This is a genomic window from Nonomuraea sp. NPDC049784 (genome assembly GCF_040659615.1).
GTDB lineage: Bacteria > Actinomycetota > Actinomycetes > Streptosporangiales > Streptosporangiaceae > Nonomuraea.
This window is the reverse complement of the sequence record NZ_JBFAMX010000182.1, coordinates 1-18,028: the sequence shown is the minus strand read 5'-3', so window position 1 is coordinate 18,028 and position 18,028 is coordinate 1. Positions and strand designations below refer to the sequence as shown.

Below are 18,028 nucleotides of genomic sequence, written 5' to 3'. Positions count from 1 at the left end.
GGTGTCGGCCAGGAGGGTCGGGGCCGCACAGAGCAGGGCGGATGCCGCGGCCAGCGCCAGGGCGCCGGCCAGCAGAGATCGTAGCTTCACTTGTTCCTCCGGGCTCCCGGCTGGCGTACAGCCGCATACTTGCCCACCCGCGACAACCGTGATGTCAGTGGCGCATGTGACCCGGAGAAACGTTGGAGGCCTTTTTGCTCTCATGCGGGCTCAGGGCCCGCTACCTAACGTTTTTCGCCGCCTTCCTCAGCGTTGCCGCGGACGACTTGCTACTCAGCCGCACCTTCTCGGCGGCGGTCAGCTTCGTGGTGCCGTTCGTGCCGTATGCCCAGTTCAGCCAGGCCGTGAGCAGCGCGCTGTCCAGCTTGGCCTTGCTGGTCTTGGTGTTCTTCAGCACCCGGTACGCCTTGCCGAGCGAGGACGCCTTCGTCACCTCGGGGAACACCTTGCTCGACTTGCTGATCAGCTTCAGGTAGCAGGTGAGCGTGGCGTCCGGGATCGTGCCGCTGCTGCGGTGGATCTCCACGGCCCACTTCGCGGCCGACAGCTTCGTCGCGGACGTGCCCCGCGTGCAGACCTGCGCGGCGGTCTTCGGGGTCGGCGTGATCGTCACGGTGACGGTGACCGTGGGCAGCGGGACCGGCGAGGTGGAGGACGTGGGCTCGGGTGTCTGGTCTCCCGGGTCGTCGGGCTCGGGGCTGGGGCCGCTGCTGTCCGACGGGTCCGGCTGGGGAGCGGTCGGCGGGGACTGCGTGATGGTCGGCTGCGGTGACGCCCCGGTCAGGGCCGCCGCCAGGTCCAGGCGCGGCGTGGTGACCTGCGTGCCGTTGGCCTCGTACACGTACGGCCTGCCGGTGGTCTTCAGCGTGTTGATCAGATCGGCCATCGGCGTGCCCGGCGAGTTCGCCTTCATCAGCGCCAGCGCGCCGGCCACGTGCGGGCTCGCCATCGAGGTGCCGCTGAACACGGCCGTCTGGTTGTCCGGGATGGACGACTCGATCTCCACGCCCGGTGCGAACAGGTCCACGATCGCCCCGCGGTTGGAGAAGTCCGCGATGGCGTCGTTGTTGTCGTTCGCCCCGACGGCCACCGCGGAGGAGATGCAGGCCGGGTACGACGCCCCTTCGAAGTACTCGTTCCCCGCGGCCACCACGGTCGCGATGCCCTTGGTCAGCAGGGTGTCGATCTTCTGCTTGAAGATCACGCCTTCCTCGCTGGCGTCGCAGTCGGTCTCGGAGAGCTCGCCGCCCAGGCTGAGGTTCACCGCGGCGATCGGCTGGTTCAGGGTCGCCACGTAGTCCATGGCCTGCCGCAGCGACGACTCGAACGCCAGCAGGCACGAGGGCTCGCCGCAGACGCCCTCGTCGTCGACCCGGCTGAACACCTGCACGGCCACGATGTTCGCGCCCGGCGCCACCCCTCCGGTCCCGGCCGCGATGCCCGCGACGTGACTGCCGTGCTCGCACAGGTTCACGCCGTCCGCCAGGCACTTCGCCGTCGTGGCGTCCGCCGAGCCCGAGCCCGTCTGCGTCGTCTGACCGTTCGGGCAGAGCGACTCGACGCCGGCCTCCACGGCGGAGAAGCAGGCCTCGTCCACGATCCTGTTCCCGAACCACGGGTGGTCCCGGTCGATGCCGGTGTCCAGCACGGCCACCGCCTGCCCGGCCCCGGTGTGGCCCTTGGCGTGCGCCTGGTCGGCGCCGATCAGCTTGAGGTTGGGGCCGACGTCCACCGGCGAGTACGTCCTGTCCCGGTGGATGGACGTGACCCGCGGGTCCTCGGCCAGCTTGGCCAGCTCGTCCGCGGTGCCCTCCACGACCATGAACGACTGGCTCTGCGGCTGGAGCACGACATCCACGCTCTCGGCCGCCGCCTGGGTCGCCACGGGTGCGTTCTGCCCGGGGTCGGACAGCTCGACGATGGCTCGTACGGCTCCGCCGTCGACGCCTAACCCCTCCTCCACCTTTGCTTCGCTTGGCGAAGCGCTGGGGGTGGGAGTCGGGTCCTCGGCGTAGGCCGGACCAGACAACGGCAGCAGGGCCAGCGCGATCGTGCTCACGATCAGGGGGCGAAGTCGCACGCGTCCTCCGAGGGGGATGATCTCGGAGTTTAGGGTGATTTACCGGACAGGCACAGACCTTATGGCCGGTTTCTCACCGAACTCTCAGCGCGCGCACCTTAAACGTTCAGGGTGTCCCCTTCGTGGGTGAGCCACACCGCGCCGAGCGGCGGCACCCGGAGCGTGGTCGAGTGCGGCAGCCCGTGCCATGGCTCGCCGTCGGCATCGACCGTGCCCAGGTTGCCCACGCCGCTGCCCCAGTAGTCGTAGGCGTCGGTATTGACCACCTCCGACCATTGACCCGCGTACGGGAGCCCGAGCCGGTAGTTCTCGTGCGCCGCGCCGCTGAAGTTGACCACGCACGCCACCGCTGACCCGTCGTTCGCGTAGCGGAGGAACGAGAACGTGTTACCTGAGGCGTCGTCGGCGTCGATCCACCGGAACCCCTCGGGCCTGGAGTCCTGCTCCCACAGGGCGGGGGTCTCGCGGTAGATCCTGTTCAGATCGCGCACCATCCGCTGCACGCCCTGGTGCCCGTCGAACTCCAGCACCCACCAGTCCAGCCCGCGCTCCTCCGACCACTCGGACCCCTGGCCGAACTCTCCGCCCATGAACAGCAGCTGCTTGCCCGGATGCGCCCACATGAACGCCAGCAACGCGCGCAGCTGCGCGAAGCGCTGCCACTCGTCGCCCGGCATCTTGCCGAGCAGCGACCCCTTGCCGTGCACGACCTCGTCGTGGGACAGGGGCAGCATGTAGTTCTCGGAGTACGCGTACAGCAGCGAGAACGTCATCTGATGGTGGTGGTACTGGCGGAAGATCGGCTCGTGGCGCAGGTATTCGAGCGTGTCGTGCATCCAGCCCATGTTCCACTTGAACCCGAACCCGAGCCCGCCCAGGTGCACCGGACGCGAGACCCCTGGCCAGGCCGTCGACTCCTCGGCGACGGTCGAGATCCCGGGCGCCTCGCGGTAGGCCACGGAGTTCATCTCCTTGAGGAACTCGACCGCGTCGAGGTTCTCCCTGCCGCCGTAGACGTTCGGCGTCCACTCGCCCTCGCGCCGCGAGTAGTCGAGGTAGAGCATCGACGCCACCGCGTCCACCCGCAGCCCGTCGATGTGGAACTCCTTCAGCCAGTAGAGCGCGTTGGCCACCAGGAAGTTGCGCACCTCCCTGCGGCCGAAGTCGAACACGTACGTGCCCCAGTCGGGGTGCTCGCCCCTGGCAGGGTCGGCGTGCTCGTAGAGCGGGGTGCCGTCGAAGCGCGCCAGTGCCCAGTCGTCCATCGGGAAGTGCGCGGGCACCCAGTCCAGCAGCACGCCGATGCCGCGCTGGTGCATCAGGTCCACGAAGTGGCGGAACTCGTCGGGCGTGCCGAACCTGGCGGTCGGCGCGTAGTAGGACGTCACCTGGTAGCCCCACGACCCGCCGAACGGGTGCTCGGCCACCGGCAGCAGCTCCACGTGCGTGAACCCCATGTCGGCCACGTACGAGGAGAGCTGCTCGGCCAGCTCCATGTACGACAGCCCGGGCCGCCACGACCCCAGGTGCACCTCGTAGACGCTCATCGGCCCTTCCTGGGGGTGCTGCTCGCGCTGTTCGGCGAGCCAGGCGTCGTCCCCCCAGGCGTAGGCCGGCTTGTCGACCACGGACGCCGTCATCGGCGGCACCTCGGTGCGCCTGGCCATCGGGTCGGCCTTGTCGCGCCACACGCCGTCCGCGCCCAGGATCTGGAACTTGTACCGCTCGCCCGCCCCGATCCCGGGGATGAACAGCTCCCACACCCCGGAGCGGCCCAGCGACCGCATCGGGTAGGCGGTGCCGTCCCAGTGGTTGAAGTCGCCGACGACCCGGATGCCGCGCGCGTTGGGCGCCCAGACGGCGAACGACGTGCCATCGACGTCCTCGTGCTTCATCACGCGGGCGCCGAGCGCCTCCCACAGCCGCTCGTGCCGCCCCTCTCCGATGAGGTGCAGATCCACCTCGCCGAGCGTGGGCCAGTGCCGGTACGGGTCACGGACCTCGTACGCGTCGCTGCCGGCGTACTTGACGCTCAGCGTGTAGCCGGGCACCTTGTCGAGACCCGGCACCGTGACCTCGAACACCCCGTGGGCCTGGTGTTTCATGTCGTGGGCCGTACCGTCCTCCAGCACCACCCGCACCCGCTCAGCCAGCGGGCGCAGGGTACGGAAGATCACTCCGCCGGACGCGGGGTGCGCTCCCAGCACGGAGTGCGGGTCGTGGTGTGCCCCTCCCGCGAGGCGGTCGAGCTCTGTCCTCATCGGCATGCTCCCAACCTTGCCCTACGATGACCGTCCATCCCAGGCACTGCCCGCTTTCACCGAGACAATCACCGAAAGTGCGAAATCGTGGGTTTAATCTGGTGCCGCGCCGCCCATGCACCCGCCTGCCGCGCTGTCGGGTCGAGCGCGAACCGGTAAATCCCTCCAGAAAGGTCCCAGCCATGTATCCGCCACCCCCCGCTTACGGGTACCCGCCACCGCCCCCGCCGTTACGCCCGGTCCGCGGCCTCTCGATCTTCGCAGTGGTGGCGCTTGTCTGCGACTCGCTCATCGGCGTCGCCGCCGCGGTCATCGACCTCTGGTACGCGGACCTCGTCGACCGCCTGATCGTCGACCCCGACTCCGTGCCGGAATCGGAGATCGCCGCGGGCGACTCCATCTACGGGCTGTCCGGCATCGTGGAGACCTTCACGTACGTCGTCGCGATCGTGGCATTCCTGGTCTGGCTGTTCGGGGTCAGGGCGAACGCCGAGATCCTCGCACCTGACGGGCACCGGCGCGCCAAGCCCTGGCTGATCTTCGGCTGGGTCATCCCGATCATCTCGTTCTGGTTCCCGAAGCAGATCGTGGACGACATCTGGGATGCCACGCATCCGACTCCGTCGCCGCCGAAGGGCCTCTTCAACGCCTGGTGGGCGGCCTGGCTGGCCGGCAGTCTGCTCTCCAACGTAGGTTCGCGTCTGCTGTTCAACGCCGAGGAGCTGGATCAGATCGCCGCGGCGGCGCGGTTCGACGTGGTGTGCATCGGGCTGATGCTCGTGGCGGCCGTGCTGGCGATCTTCGTCATCCGGCGCATCACCGACGTCCAAGAAGGGCTCCGCTCGGCAGCCGGCGCCGGCGTTACACCCAGCTTTCCCGGGGCGTATCCGGCGTACTAGCTGTACTCGGCCAGGATCAGCGCGGCCCGCCGACCATGACTTCACGCCCGTTCATGTGAGCTCTTGGCCCGGTTGCTTGATGCTCTCGATGATTCGGGCGAAGCCTTCCTCGCCGTGGCCTGCATCGATCTGGCGTTGGATGAGCCGCTGGACCATGGCGACTACCTCGGTGCTGATGCCCTGGGCGGAACTGGCGGCCAGGAGGTCACCGAGGTTGGAGAACTCGAGGCTCTGTTGCCCTTCGACGGTGTAGTCTCCACCGTCGATGACTGCGGCGAACCCTTGGAAGGCGCCGGTCATGGCGGTCAGCCAAGGTGTGGCCATAGCAGCGAACTCGCCCGCCGTCACACCGGCGGGCGCAACCATGGCGGTGCCGTGCAGGAATCCGGCGAACATGACGTACATGCCCGCAAGTAGGGCGAGGTCGTACAGGGACGCCAACCCGGCATCCTCACCGAAGTAGGTAGAGGTTCCCCACAGATCGAGCAGCGGCTTGTACTGATTGAAGACATCGGCCGATCCGCTGTAGAGGATCGATGCCTCGGGCTGGCCGATCATGTTCGGTACGGCCATGATGCCGCCGTCCAGATACGCGACCCCGGCATGGGCAGCCCAGCCGGCCAACTCCCGTGACTGAGCCGGTGACGTCGTGGTTACGTTGATCAAGGTTCGCCCGGCCAGCTCATTGGAGAGCGGATCGAGCACCTCATGGACCGACGCGTGGTCCAGCAGGCATACGATCAACAGCTGGCTGGCCCGGACCGCGTCGCCGGCCGCCGCAGCGACCTTGGCGCCCTGCGCAACGAGGTCGTCCGCCTTCCCCGGTGAGCGGTTCCAGACGGTTGTCGCGTATCCGGTCTTCACCAGGGCGCCTGCGAGGGCGCTACCCATCGCCCCCAGCCCGAGAACGCTCACCTGGACGCTGTCGTTGGTTGTCACTTTTGGGCTCCCCCTCGTGTTCATCGATCGGCTGAATCCTCTCGGCTGCCGGTATGGTTGACCAGTACGGACAAAATAGTCGGGTACTAACCTGTGGGTAAGTACGTCTTGGAGGGGTTCGGATGGCGACATCAGCACGACGTGGTCCCTACTTCTGCGGCATCGACGCGGCGATGGACGTAGTCGCCGGCAAGTGGAAGTCGCTGATCCTCTGGGAGCTGCACCACTACGGGACCCGCCGGTTCGCCGAGCTCCGACGCGGTCTGCCGGGCGTCAGCGAGAAGATGTTGATTCAACATCTACGGGAGATGGAAGAAGACGGGCTCGTGCATCGTGAGGTGTACCGCGAGGTACCACCGAAGGTCGAGTACTCCCTGACGGAGCACGGCGTCTCACTCAACGCTGCCCTGGCCCCCTTGGGAAAATGGGGCACCGAACGCATGCGGCGGATCGGGGCCGAAAAGGTCTCCGTCAACGTTGCCGCGTCAGTGCGGCGATAGCGCCTCCGGTCCCACGGCCGCTCGCACCGCGGCCGTGATCCGGTCGACGTCGCCCCGTTCCGCGAGCGGGGAGCAGAGGCGTGTCCACTGTCGAGGAGCTCTAGCGGGGGCGGAACGCGGCGAGGGGGATCGATATCCAGGCGGGCCGGTTGCGGGCCTCGTACACGACCTCGTACACCGCCTTGGACAGCTCGAACGCCCGCAGCAGCGCCGCGTCCCCTCGCGTGATCACGCCGCCGCCCTCCACGTATCCCTCGAGGAACGCGGCGCGGTTCCGGTCGGCCCACTCCTCGGCCCGGGGCTCCAGATGCTCGGCCTGGGTGTGGCCGGCCAGCAGATGCCTGGCCGCATAGTCGAACGAGCGCAGCATCCCCGCCACGTCACGCAGCGGCGAGTACAGCGCTCTGCGTTCGGCCAGCGGCTGCCCCGGCTCGCCCTCGAAGTCCAGCACCACCCAGTCCGTCGGCGTGCGCATGACCTGGCCCAGGTGGTAGTCCCCGTGAATCCGCTGCACGGGGATCTCGTGGGTGAGCAGCTCCACCTGGTGGTAGGCCTCCTCGATAACGCTCACATGCGGGCGCAGCTCAGGCACCTCCGCCACCGCCCGCCCCAGCTTGCGTCTGAAGGCCTCGGCCATCCGCTTGACCTCGTGCGACTCGATGACGTCGGTGGGGAAGGCCTCGGCCAGCTCGTGGTGCACCCGCGCGGTGGCGACGCCGAGGCGCAGCGACTCGGCCGCGAAGTCCCCGCCCGCCTCGGCCGCCGGCAGCTCAGGCAGCGACGCGTACAGGTCGCGGACGCTGGTCAGGGCGAGGTCCCAGCCGTCGTTCGCGGTGGCCAGGTACTCCTGCATGATCGCGAGCGTGGTGTCCGTGCCGTCGAGGTCCGTCTCGATCCACCCGTACGGCTGCGCGATGTGCGGCGCGCCCCTGGCGGCCAGCGCGGTGATGATCTCCAGCTCCGGGTTGACGCCGGGGATGAGGCGGCGGAAGAGCTTGCAGATGTACAGGTCCCCGTACACGAGCGAGGTGTTGGACTGCTCGGCCCCCAGCACGAGGCTGCGCTGGGAGGTGTCGATGGTGATGCCGGGGACACGGCGCATGCGCAGGCCGTTGTCGGTCTCGTCGCGGGCCATGCCCTCGAGGAGCCAGCTCGTGCGCTCGGGGTCGTGGACGGCGTCGTACAGGTAGACGTCGTCCAGCATGCCGATGAGCGCGTGCGTCAGGCGGTCGGGGAGCTCGGTTCGTTCGCCGAGCAGGATCTGGTAGCGGTCGCGCGAGCCGTCCTGCCATACGGCGACGACCAGGTGTCTGAGTCCGGGCGTCAGCTCGACGTCCGATTCGATCGACAGCGCGTCGATCGGGCGCCCCTTGCCGCCGAACCAACGCTGGCGTCCGATCCATGCGGCAAGGAGCTCATCAAGCACGTCCTACTCCTCCTGGGTGACGGCCGGCGGGAGTGTGAACCAGTAGAACCCATGCCCAGGAAGCGTCAAAAGATACGGAAGTTCGCCAATTGCCGGGAATGGGACCCCGCCCATGGTCTCCACGGGAGAGACTCCGACGAATCTCCGCAGGTCGAGCTCGACCGGTTGCGGGAAGCGTGACAGATTGTTCACGCAGAGCATCCGGTCGTCCCCCAGCTCCCTGACGAACGCGAGCACGCTGGGGTTGGAGGAGTTGAGCTCTGCGTAGCCGCCCAGCCCGAACACCGGGTGCCGCTTGCGGATCTCGATCATGCGCTTGGTCCAGTGCAGCAGCGAGCCGGCGTTCTTCTGCTGGGCCTCGACGTTGAGACCCTGGTAGCCGTAGATCGGGTCCATGATGACCGGCAGGTAGAGCCGGCCGGGGTCGGTGTCGGAGAAGCCGGCGTTGCGGTCAGGGTCCCACTGCATGGGCGTGCGCACGCCGTCGCGGTCGCCGAGCCAGATGTTGTCGCCCATGCCGATCTCGTCGCCGTAGTAGAGCACCGGGGAGCCGGGCAGCGACAGGAGCAGCGCGGTGAACAGCTCGATCTGGTTGCGGTCGTTCTCCAGCAGGGGCGCCAGGCGGCGGCGGATGCCGACGTTCGCCCGCATGCGCGGATCCTTGGCGTATTCGGTGTACATGTAGTCGCGTTCCTCGTCCGTGACCATCTCGAGCGTCAGCTCGTCGTGGTTACGGAGGAAGATTCCCCACTGGCAGTGTTCCGGAATTTTCGGCGTTTGCGCCAAAATTTCGGAAATGGGGTAGCGAGACTCCCGGCGTACGGCCATGAAAATGCGGGGCATGAGCGGGAAATGGAATGCCATGTGGCATTCGTCCCCGCCACCCACTGGATCGCCGAAGTACTCCACCACGTCCGACGGCCACTGGTTGGCCTCGGCGAGCAGCACCCGGTCGGGGTAGATCCGGTCCACCTCGGCCCTGACCCGCTTGAGGTACTGGTGGGTCCTCGGCAGGTTCTCGCAGTTGGTGCCCTCCTCCTCGAAGAGGTACGGCACCGCGTCCAGCCGGAACCCGTCGATGCCCAGGTCCAGCCAGAAGCGCAGGACCTCCAGCATGGCCTCCTGCACGTCCGGGTTCTCGTAGTTGAGGTCCGGCTGGTGGTGGAAGAAGCGGTGCCAGTAGTACTGGCCGCGCACCGGGTCGTAGGTCCAGTTGGACGTCTCGGTGTCGATGAAGATGATCCGGGCGTCCTGGTATTTCTCGTCGGTGTCGGACCACACGTAGAAGTCGCCGAACGGCCCCTCGGGGTCGTGCCGGGACGCCTGGAACCACGGGTGGGCGTCGCTGGTGTGGTTCATGACGAGGTCGGCTATGACGCGCATGCCGCGTTTGTGTGCCTCGTCCACCAGCTTCACGAAGTCTCCCAGATCCCCGAACTCGGGCAGGATCTTCATGAAGTCCGCGATGTCGTATCCGCCGTCACGCAGCGGCGACTCGTACAGCGGCAGCAGCCAGAGGCAGTCGACCCCGAGCCACTGGAGATAGTCGAGCTTGCTGATGAGCCCTTTGATGTCGCCGGTCCCGTCGCCGTTGGAATCGGCGAATCCTCGGATCAGGACCTCGTAGAAAACCGCGTGCTTGTACCAGTACGGGTCGCGCGGCTTTTCCTCGTCGAAGGTGTTGGGAATGGGTGTGGTGGAGCTCATGAGCCACCCCACGAGGGGCTCATGACGGAGGCGCTTTCACACACGTTGAAGACTCCCCGCTGAATTCAGTTCTACCGTGGCGCGGCTCGTACGGTGAGAATATGGGCAGGCTGGATATGGGGGTCGAGGCGTACATAGTTGCTCTGCCGCCAGCGGTACGACTCTCCCGACAACTCGTCGTCGACGACGAACTCGGCGTTCCAGTCGAGTCCGATGGCTGGTAGGTCAAGGTCAACAGTCGCCTCGTGGGTGTGGTGCGGGTCCAGGTTGATGACCGCCAGAACCACGTCGCCGAGCCCGTGCCTTCGTGTGGCCGGGTCATAGGCGCCGGGAAGCCGCTTGGAGAAGCAGACGATGTCCCCTTGGTCGACCCTGTGGATCCGTAGATTACGCAATTCCTGCAGTGCAGGATGCGCTCTTCGGAACAAATTCAGGTGGGTGATGAAGGGGGCCAGGCTCCATCCCTCACGTTCGGCCGTAACCCAATCACGAGGTTTGTACTGATATTTCTCGCTATCTAGGTATTCCTCGCTTCCGGGGCGTACCGGGATGTTCTCTATGAGCTCGTACCCGGAGTAAACCCCCCAGGAGGGCGAGCCGAGCGCGGCCAGCACCGCCCTGATCTTGAAGCCGGGGACGCCGCCGTGCTGCAGGAACTCGTGCAGGATGTCCGGCGTGTTCACGAACAGGTTCGGCCGCAGGTAGGCGGAGGTCTCATGGGAGAGCTCCGTGAGGTACGTCTCCACCTCCCCCTTCGTGGTCCGCCACGTGAAGTACGTGTATGACTGGTGGAAGCCCACCTTGGCCAGTGCGCGGAGCATCGGCGGCCGGGTGAACGCCTCGGAGAGGAAGATCACATCGGGGTCGGTCGTGTGGATGTCGGCCAGCAGCCGCTCCCAGAACCCGACCGGCTTCGTGTGCGGGTTGTCCACCCGGAAGATCCGCACGCCGTGGTGCATCCAGTGCAGCAGCACCCGCTTGACCTCGGCGTAGATGCCCTCGGGATCCTTGTCGAAGTTGATCGGGTAGATGTCCTGGTACTTCTTCGGCGGGTTCTCGGCGTACGCGATGGAGCCGTCCGCCCTGATCGTGAACCACTCGGGGTGCTCCTTCACCCACGGGTGGTCGGGCGAGCACTGGAGCGCGAAGTCGAGCGCGATCTCCATGCCCAGCTCTCTGGTGCGCCCCACGAACTCGTCGAAGTCCTCGATCGTGCCCAGATCGGGATGTACGGCGTCGTGGCCGCCGTCCTCGGAGCCGATGGCCCAGGGCGAGCCCGGCTCGTCGGGCTCGGGGCTGAGCGTGTTGTTGCGGCCCTTGCGGAACGTCGTGCCGATCGGGTGGATGGGCGGCAGGTAGACGACGTCGAAGCCCATCTTGGCGATGGCGGGGAGCCGTTTGGCAGCGGTCTGGAAATTTCCGGACTTGGAGATGCCTAGCTCGCTGACGACCGCGCCTTCCGACCTGGGGAAGAACTCGTACCACGAGCCGTACAGCGCCCTGCGCCGGTCCACCCTGATCTTGTGGGACTTGGACCTGGTCACCAGCTCCCGGAACGGATGCGACTCCAGCAGCGCGGCCGTCTCCGGAAGCTGCGCGATCGAGAGCCGGGCCCTGGGGTCCAGTTCCTCGTCACGCAGCGTGGCGGAGACCGACAGCAGAGCCGCCCGGTGCCCGCAGGCGCTGTCGCCGTTGCCGTTCTGGGTTTTGGCGCCGTTCTTGGGCGTGCCGTTCGGGCAGTCGGTCGCCCGCACGGCCTTGGCGGCCCGCTCGAACAGCCGGGCGCCTTCCTCGCACATGAGGTCGACGTCCATGCCGCGCGGGATCTTGATCTCCGCGTCGTGCAGCCACGTGCTGATCGGGTCGCTCCACGCCTCCACGCGGAACAGCCAGTCACCCTCGGCGGGCAGGCACACATCCACGCCCCAGCGGTCGGTGCCGGGGGCGAGCTCGCGCATTCGTCTCAGACGTCCACGCTGCCCATCGGGCGAGGTGAGCACCACGCCCGCGGCCACGGCGTCATGGCCCTCTCTGAAGACGGTGGCCGAGACCTGGAAGGTCTCGCCGGCGACCGCCTTGGCGGGCCACTGCCCGCAGTCGACGACGGGGGAGATGTCCGTGATGGGAATTCGTCCGATCATCGCATTCAAGGGTTTGCGGCGGCGCGCTCGGTGCCACCGGAGGCTTTCCGTGTAGGTGCGGACTGTGCATCCTCTGGTGGGTCGCTGGTGCGTCCCGCCATAGGAACGATCCTTGCATGTAAATTGTGGACAGCAGTGGATAGACCTCCCGAGTGTGCCCGCGGGAGAGCCAACAATGAGGAAAGTTGCCCCAATAGTCCCTCTTCATGCCTTGTCCCGGAAGGGGTTTGAACGGTCTTGATGAGGGTGAAGGACTCAGAGGTCCCTCCTAGCCCGTAGGGTGCAGAAACGTGAGAGCTATCCGCCGGTTTACCGTCCGCACCGTCCTGCCCGCGGAGCTGGCCGCCCTCGGCGAGCTCGTGCAGAATCTCCGTTGGTCCTGGCATCCGGAGACGCTGGATCTCTTCTCGGAGGTCGACGCCGACCTCTGGGAACAGGTCGGGCACGACCCCGTGGCCCTGCTCGGCGCGGTCAGTCCCGGCCGGCTCAGCGAGCTGGCCTCCGACCGCCGCTTCCTGCGCCGCCTCGCCGACGCGGCCGACGACCTGCGCGAATACATGACCTCGCCGCGCTGGTATCAGACGTTGCCCGAGGGAGCGCGCACCATCGCGTACTTCTCCCCCGAGTTCGGCATCGCGGCCGCGCTTCCGCAGTATTCGGGCGGTCTGGGCATCCTCGCGGGAGACCACCTCAAAGCGGCCAGCGACCTGGGCGTGCCGATCCTCGCGGTCGGCCTGCTCTACCGCCACGGCTACTTCACGCAGTCGCTGTCGCCCGAGGGCTGGCAGCTGGAGCACTACCCGTCGCTCGACGCGGGCGGCCTGCCGCTCACCCTGCTGAAGGATCCCGAGGGTGAGCCGGTCAAGATCCGCATCGCCCTGCCCGACGAGCGCGAGCTGCACGCCCAGGTGTGGGTGGCGCAGGTGGGACGGGTGCCGCTGCTGCTGCTCGACTCCGACGTGGCCGACAACGACACCGCCGCCCGCGACGTCACCGACCGCCTCTACGGTGGCGGCACCGACCACCGGCTCATGCAGGAGCTGCTGCTGGGCGTGGGCGGCGTACGCGCGATCAGGGCGTACTGCAAGATCACTGGGCACGCCGAGCCCGAGGTGTTCCACACGAACGAGGGGCACGCCGGATTCCTCGGCCTCGAGCGCATCCGCGAGCTGACCGAGGCGCGGCTCTCGTTCGACGAGGCGCTGGAGGCCGTGCGGGCGGGCACGGTGTTCACCACGCACACGCCCGTCCCCGCGGGCATCGACAGGTTCCCCGTGGACATGATCGAGCGCCACTTCGGCGGCTCGAACGCCTGGCCGACCGTGCCCGTCGAGCGGATCCTGGCGCTGGGCGCCGAGTCCGACCCCGGCCGGTTCAACATGGCGGTCATGGGCATGCGGCTGGCGCAGCGCGTCAACGGCGTGTCCCGGCTGCACGGCAAGGTCAGCCGGGAGATGTTCAAGGATCTCTGGCCCGGCTTCGACATCGACGAGGTGCCGATCGGGTCGATCACGAACGGCGTGCACGCGCCCACCTGGGTCGGCAGGGAGCTCATGGAGCTGGCCGGCCGGGAGGTGCCCTCGCTGCTGGAGCGAGCCCGCGGCTGGGAGGGCATCCAGAAGATCTCCGACGCCGACATCTGGCAGATCAGGGGCACGCTGCGCAAGAGGCTGGTCGAGGGTGCCCGCGTGCGCCTGCGCAGGTCGTGGCGCGAGCGGGGCGCCTCCGACGCCGAGCTCGGCTGGATCGACGACGCGCTCGACCCCGATGTGCTGACCATCGGCTTCGCCCGGCGGGTGCCGTCGTACAAGCGGCTCACGCTGATGCTGCGCGACTCCAAACGGCTGACCGAGCTACTCCTCGACCCGGACAAGCCCGTGCAGATCGTGATCGCCGGCAAGGCGCACCCCGCCGACGAGGGCGGGAAGAAACTGATCCAGCAGATCGTCAAGTTCGCCGACCAGCCGACTGTTCGCCACCGCATCGTCTTCCTGCCCGACTACGACATGGCGCTCGGCCAGCTCATGACCCAGGGCTGCGACGTCTGGTTGAACAACCCGCTGCGCCCGCTGGAGGCGTCCGGCACCTCGGGGATGAAGTCCGCGCTGAACGGCGGGCTCAACCTGTCGATCCGCGACGGCTGGTGGGACGAGTGGTACGACGGCACCAACGGCTGGTCGATCCCGACCGCCGACGGCGTGACGGACCCGGACCGGCGCGACGAGCTGGAGGCCGCCGCCCTGTACGACCTGATCGAGCACGAGGTGTCCGACCGGTTCTACGACCGCGCCTTCGACGGGATGCCGCGGCGCTGGATGGAGATGGTCAAGCACACCCTCGCCTCGCTGGGGCCGAAGGTGCTGGCCGGCCGGATGCTGCGGGACTACGTGGTCGACCTGTACAACCCGGCCGCCGCCTCGGCCCGCGCGCTGTCGGCCGACTCGTACGCGCCGGCGAAGGCGTTCGCGGCCTGGAAGGTCCGGGTCACCAGGGCCTGGCCGGGGGTGCGCGTCGAGCACGTCGAAGCCTCGGGCGTGGGTGACACTCCGGAGGTGGGCGCCTCCATCGAGCTGCGGGCCACGGTCGCGCTCGGTGACCTTGAGCCCGGCGACGTGCTGGTCGAGGCGGCGTACGGCAAGGTCGGGCCGCACGACGAGCTGGCGCATCCGGTGTACGCGAAGCTCGCCGTCGCGTCGACGGACGACGACGGGCGGGCTTATTACACGGGCGAGGTCCCGCTCGACCGTACGGGAGCGTTCGGATACACCGTGCGGGTCGTGCCGCACCATCCGCTCGCGGCCACTCCCGCGGAATTGGGGCTTATCGCCGTGCCGGAGGAGCCCGTGGGCATGACGAACGGCACATTGCGTTAAACGCCGGGCAGGGCGAACGGCCACGTGGCGGTAAACGGACGGCATAATCAGGACGTGGACGACAGCGGCAACGGCCTGCGGGCCGACACTCTGGTGGCCACGGTCCGAGGTGTGCTGCCGTCCCTGACGCCGGCCGCGCAGACCGTCGCCCGGCTCATCCTGGAGGATCCTGCGACGGTGGCCAGGAGCACCATCACGGAGCTCTCCGCCGCCTCGGGCACCAGCGAGGCCACGATCGTGCGCACCGCCAGGCTGCTCGGGTTCGCGGGATATCCGCAGCTCAGGCTGGCCTTAGCGGCGGCCGCCGCGCAGCCCGACCGGCTCGTGCCCGGAGACCTGGCGCCCGACGATCCGCTGTCGGAGGTCATCCAGAAGGTGGCGCGGGCCGAGTCCGAGGCGATCAACGACACCGTCGCCCAGCTGACCTCCGAGCGGCTGGGGCTGGTCGTGGACGCCATCGTGGATGCGCGGCGGATCGACGCGTACGGGGTGGGCGCCTCAGGGCTCGTGGCCGAGGACGTCGCGCAGAAGCTGCTGCGCATCGGGCTGTCCAGTCACGCCTTCCAGGACGCGCACCTGGCGCTGACCAGCGCGGTGCTGCTCAAGGAGGGGGACGTGGCGATCGGCATCAGCACGTCGGGGGAGACGCCCGACGTGCTCGAGCCGCTGACCCGGGCCAAGGAGGCAGGGGCCACCACGGTCGCGATCACGAACAACCCGCGCTCGTCCATCGCGGAGCTGGCCGAACACGTGCTGATCTCCGCCGGGCGTGAGACGGAGTTCCGTCCCGGCGCCCTGGCCAGCAGGATCAGCCAGCTCCTCGTCGTCGACTGCGTGTTCGTCGGCGTCGCCCAGCGCACGTACGACTCCTCTCAGGAGGCGCTCGCGAGCACCAGGCGCGCCGTCAAGGAGTTCACCCGGAGAACGACACCTGCACGTCGTCAGCCTTGACGTACATCACGCGGTGGCCGAACTGGATCTCCAGGTACTTCGTCTTGCCCAGGACCACCTTGTGGTCCTGGTCCATGGTGAACGTGACCGCCCGGTAGTACTCGGCGGGCGCCGATCCGGCGAGCGTGTACTTCTCGCCGGCCGAGAACGTGTACTGCAGCGGGGTCACCGCCTGGTACGGGATGTCCGCCGGGTACGCCTCCTGCTCGGGGTAGGCCCTGCCGTACACCGGGACCGTGGCCTTGCCCGGCTTCGGCGTCACCACGAGTCCCATGGACGGCACGGCGGTCGGGGCGCCGGCCGGGTTGTAGAACCAGGCCTTCTGCCCGAGGTACCAGATGGCCGTCCAGTCGCCCTGGCGCTCGGCCACGGCGAAGCGCTGGCCGGTGGTGGCCCGGGCGCTGTGGTCGTACACGCTGTAGAGGGAGCCGCCGGTCGGGTGCTTGCCGATGTCCTTGACCAGCGGCGCGTCCTGCCTCGGCTCGGTGCGGAGCCAGACGGTGCTCGCGGGGAGCGGCGGGCAGTCGGCGTTCGGGTTCTTGCGGTCGCACCCGTAGAAGTACGGCTTATTCGTCGCGAAGTCCGGCTTTATCATGATCGAGCCGGAGTTGGGACCGCCGAACTGGTGCAGCGGGGCGCCGATCAGCTGGAAGTAGTGCGCCCAGTCCCAGAACGGGCCCGGGTCCTCGTGCATCCCCTTCACGGTCGTGGGCAGGGTGCCGGGGACGTTGTCGTGGCCCAGGATGTGGGCGCGGTCGAGCGGGATGCCGTACCTGAGCGCCAGGTAGCGGACCAGCCGGGCGCTCGACCGGTACATCGCCTCCGTGTACCAGGTGCTGCCCTCGGCCAGGAAGCCCTCGTGCTCGATGCCGATGGACTTGGCGTTGATGTACCAGTTGCCGGCCTGCCAGGCGACGTCCTTGCCCTTGACGTGCTGGGCGATGTGGCCGTCGGTGGAGCGCACCGAGTACTGCCAGCTGGCGCCGTACTTGGGGTCCTGGTTGAGGCCGATGGAGGGGCCGAAATATCCCTCCATGTCGTGAATGATGATGTATTCGATCTTCTGGCTGACCGGCCGGTTCGCCAGGTCGTAGTGCCCGTAGTCGTCGGGAGGCAGCTCCTGGTACGCGGAGGGGATCCACTCGCAGGAGATGGAGGCCGGGCACTCGACGCCATCGGTCCGCTCGTGGCGGAGACCGAGCTTCTCGAGCCACTTCTCGATCTTCTCGAGACCGGGCACGGCGGGCAGCGTGACCTTCTCCCCGTCGTCCGTGGTCCGCGCGGCGCCTTCCTTGATCGTCGCGAACACCTCGTCGGCGAAGAACTTGGCCGCCCCGGACTCCTCGGCCCCGGAGTACTTGGCGACGGCGCCGTACCACTCGCCCGGGTCTTCGCTCAGCGGCGCGCCGAGCGACTTCTGGTAGTCGGCGAGCAACGCCGCGCCACCGCGGATGTTGGCGACGTCGTCGGTACGCAGTCGCTCGTGACTCTCCCCGGTGAGCTCCGCGGCCTTCTCCATGGTGCGGAGGGAGCCGGGAATGTCGGTCTCGGTGGCGGAGGGCTCGGGACTGGGCAGCGGCCGGCTCTCATCCCCTCGGGCATCCTCGGCGCCTTCGCCATGATGGTTGGATGTCGTGAAGGCGGCGGCGTCGGTCAGATGCATGGGGCCGAACCCGGCGCTGTTGGAGGGCTGCCCGGCGTGGGCGTCCCACCGCGACTCGAGGTACGACACGCCGAGGAGGATGCTCTCGGGCACCTTGAACTCCTGGGCGGCGGCCGCGAAGGCCTCCTGGCGGTCGGCCGGCTCCTCGGCGTGTGCCGCTGGGGTGGCGGTTAAGGGCAAAAGGGCGACCACGGAGATCGCCAATAGGCGGCGCATGAACCACTCCTTGGACTGGGGGGCCACGTAGTGGAGTTCAGCGTCTCAACATTTTCCTTCGCTGGCGAGATCTTTGCGAAGATATTCTTCACCCCTTAACACTGTGGCAGGCAGACCAGTGCAAACGCCGCATCCCGTCGCCCGTCCGGGCGCTGTGTAGGGGGGCCGGGCTCGCCCACCCGTTGCCCTATCGGGTGGGTGGCCTGCTGGACCCCGCCCCGAGCGGTCCTCGCTTCGCTCGGGCGCCTTTCCCGGTGCGCGCCTGCGGCGCGCATCGCGATCGGGCGACGCGCCCTCGGGCATCCGATCCGGCGACGGACGGCACCGCCCCCTGCTCACCAGAGCGATGAGCAGGGGCATCGGACCGCCCAG

Annotated in this window: 11 protein-coding genes; 4 read left to right on the top strand and 7 right to left on the bottom strand. The window is 68.0% G+C overall.

Translation table 11 applies throughout. The annotated features are described in order from the left end of the window. Positions 1-220 precede the first annotated feature (220 nt). Together AB0J09_RS30640 and glgB are read right to left on the bottom strand one after the other, a co-directional pair. The gene (locus tag AB0J09_RS30640) at positions 221-2,080 is read right to left on the bottom strand and encodes a S8 family serine peptidase (RefSeq protein WP_360698549.1); all 1,860 of its coding nucleotides are present in this window, start codon (positions 2,078-2,080) and stop codon (positions 221-223) included. Positions 2,081-2,178: 98 nt separating this feature from the next. Further along, the gene (glgB, locus tag AB0J09_RS30635; protein ID WP_360698551.1) at positions 2,179-4,341 is read right to left on the bottom strand and encodes a 1,4-alpha-glucan branching protein GlgB; all 2,163 of its coding nucleotides are present in this window, start codon (positions 4,339-4,341) and stop codon (positions 2,179-2,181) included. Between the two features lie 266 nt (positions 4,342-4,607). Here glgB and AB0J09_RS30630 point away from each other — a divergent pair, with 266 nt between their 5' ends. Next, the gene (locus AB0J09_RS30630; protein WP_360698547.1) at positions 4,608-5,240 is read left to right on the top strand and encodes a DUF4328 domain-containing protein; all 633 of its coding nucleotides are present in this window, start codon (positions 4,608-4,610) and stop codon (positions 5,238-5,240) included. A 51-nt stretch (positions 5,241-5,291) separates the two neighbouring features. On the opposite strand, the gene AB0J09_RS30625 is transcribed toward AB0J09_RS30630, so the two are convergent. Next, a complete protein-coding gene (locus tag AB0J09_RS30625) occupies positions 5,292-6,179 on the bottom strand; it encodes an NAD(P)-binding domain-containing protein (protein WP_360698545.1) in 888 nt (295 codons plus the stop codon). 122 nt (positions 6,180-6,301) lie between these two features. On the opposite strand from AB0J09_RS30625, the gene AB0J09_RS30620 reads away from it, so the two are divergent. Then, on the top strand, positions 6,302-6,679 hold the full coding sequence (locus tag AB0J09_RS30620; protein ID WP_360698543.1) for a helix-turn-helix domain-containing protein: 378 nt from the start codon (positions 6,302-6,304) through the stop codon (positions 6,677-6,679). Between the two features lie 100 nt (positions 6,680-6,779). Here the strand turns inward: AB0J09_RS30620 and AB0J09_RS30615 are convergent, their stop codons facing one another. The 3 genes from AB0J09_RS30615 to AB0J09_RS30605 all read right to left on the bottom strand — a co-directional run bounded on the left by AB0J09_RS30615 (position 6,780) and on the right by AB0J09_RS30605 (position 11,953). After that, positions 6,780-8,105 (bottom strand): aminoglycoside phosphotransferase, encoded by a 1,326-nt coding sequence (locus tag AB0J09_RS30615; protein WP_360698542.1) that lies wholly within the window; start codon positions 8,103-8,105, stop codon positions 6,780-6,782. 3 nt (positions 8,106-8,108) lie between these two features. Next, a complete protein-coding gene (treS, locus tag AB0J09_RS30610; RefSeq protein ID WP_360698540.1) occupies positions 8,109-9,812 on the bottom strand; it encodes a maltose alpha-D-glucosyltransferase in 1,704 nt (567 codons plus the stop codon). A gap of 71 nt (positions 9,813-9,883) precedes the next feature. Beyond that, complete coding sequence (locus AB0J09_RS30605) at positions 9,884-11,953, bottom strand: alpha-1,4-glucan--maltose-1-phosphate maltosyltransferase (RefSeq protein WP_360698538.1); 2,070 nt, start codon at positions 11,951-11,953, stop codon at positions 9,884-9,886. 290 nt (positions 11,954-12,243) lie between these two features. Here AB0J09_RS30605 and glgP point away from each other — a divergent pair, with 290 nt between their 5' ends. Together glgP and AB0J09_RS30595 are read left to right on the top strand one after the other, a co-directional pair. Beyond that, a complete protein-coding gene (glgP, locus tag AB0J09_RS30600; protein WP_360698536.1) occupies positions 12,244-14,826 on the top strand; it encodes an alpha-glucan family phosphorylase in 2,583 nt (860 codons plus the stop codon). Positions 14,827-14,880: 54 nt separating this feature from the next. Continuing rightward, on the top strand, positions 14,881-15,777 hold the full coding sequence (locus tag AB0J09_RS30595; protein WP_360698534.1) for a MurR/RpiR family transcriptional regulator: 897 nt from the start codon (positions 14,881-14,883) through the stop codon (positions 15,775-15,777). Here the strand turns inward: AB0J09_RS30595 and AB0J09_RS30590 are convergent. Next, positions 15,740-17,656, bottom strand: coding sequence for an N-acetylmuramoyl-L-alanine amidase (locus AB0J09_RS30590; RefSeq protein ID WP_360698533.1), 1,917 nt, complete (start codon positions 17,654-17,656; stop codon positions 15,740-15,742). The two genes, AB0J09_RS30595 and AB0J09_RS30590, sit on opposite strands and share 38 nt — an antisense overlap. Positions 17,657-18,028 lie beyond the last annotated feature (372 nt).

Bases quoted from the DNA above. Each gene is read 5' to 3' on its own strand.
- glgB (WP_360698551.1), bottom strand. From the start codon at position 4,341: ATGAGGACAGAGCTCGACCGCCTCGCGGGAGGGGCACACCACGACCCG.
- AB0J09_RS30620 (WP_360698543.1), top strand. From the start codon at position 6,302: ATGGCGACATCAGCACGACGTGGTCCCTACTTCTGCGGCATCGACGCG.
- treS (WP_360698540.1), bottom strand. From the start codon at position 9,812: ATGAGCTCCACCACACCCATTCCCAACACCTTCGACGAGGAAAAGCCG.
- AB0J09_RS30605 (WP_360698538.1), bottom strand. From the start codon at position 11,953: ATGATCGGACGAATTCCCATCACGGACATCTCCCCCGTCGTCGACTGC.
- AB0J09_RS30590 (WP_360698533.1), bottom strand. From the start codon at position 17,656: ATGCGCCGCCTATTGGCGATCTCCGTGGTCGCCCTTTTGCCCTTAACC.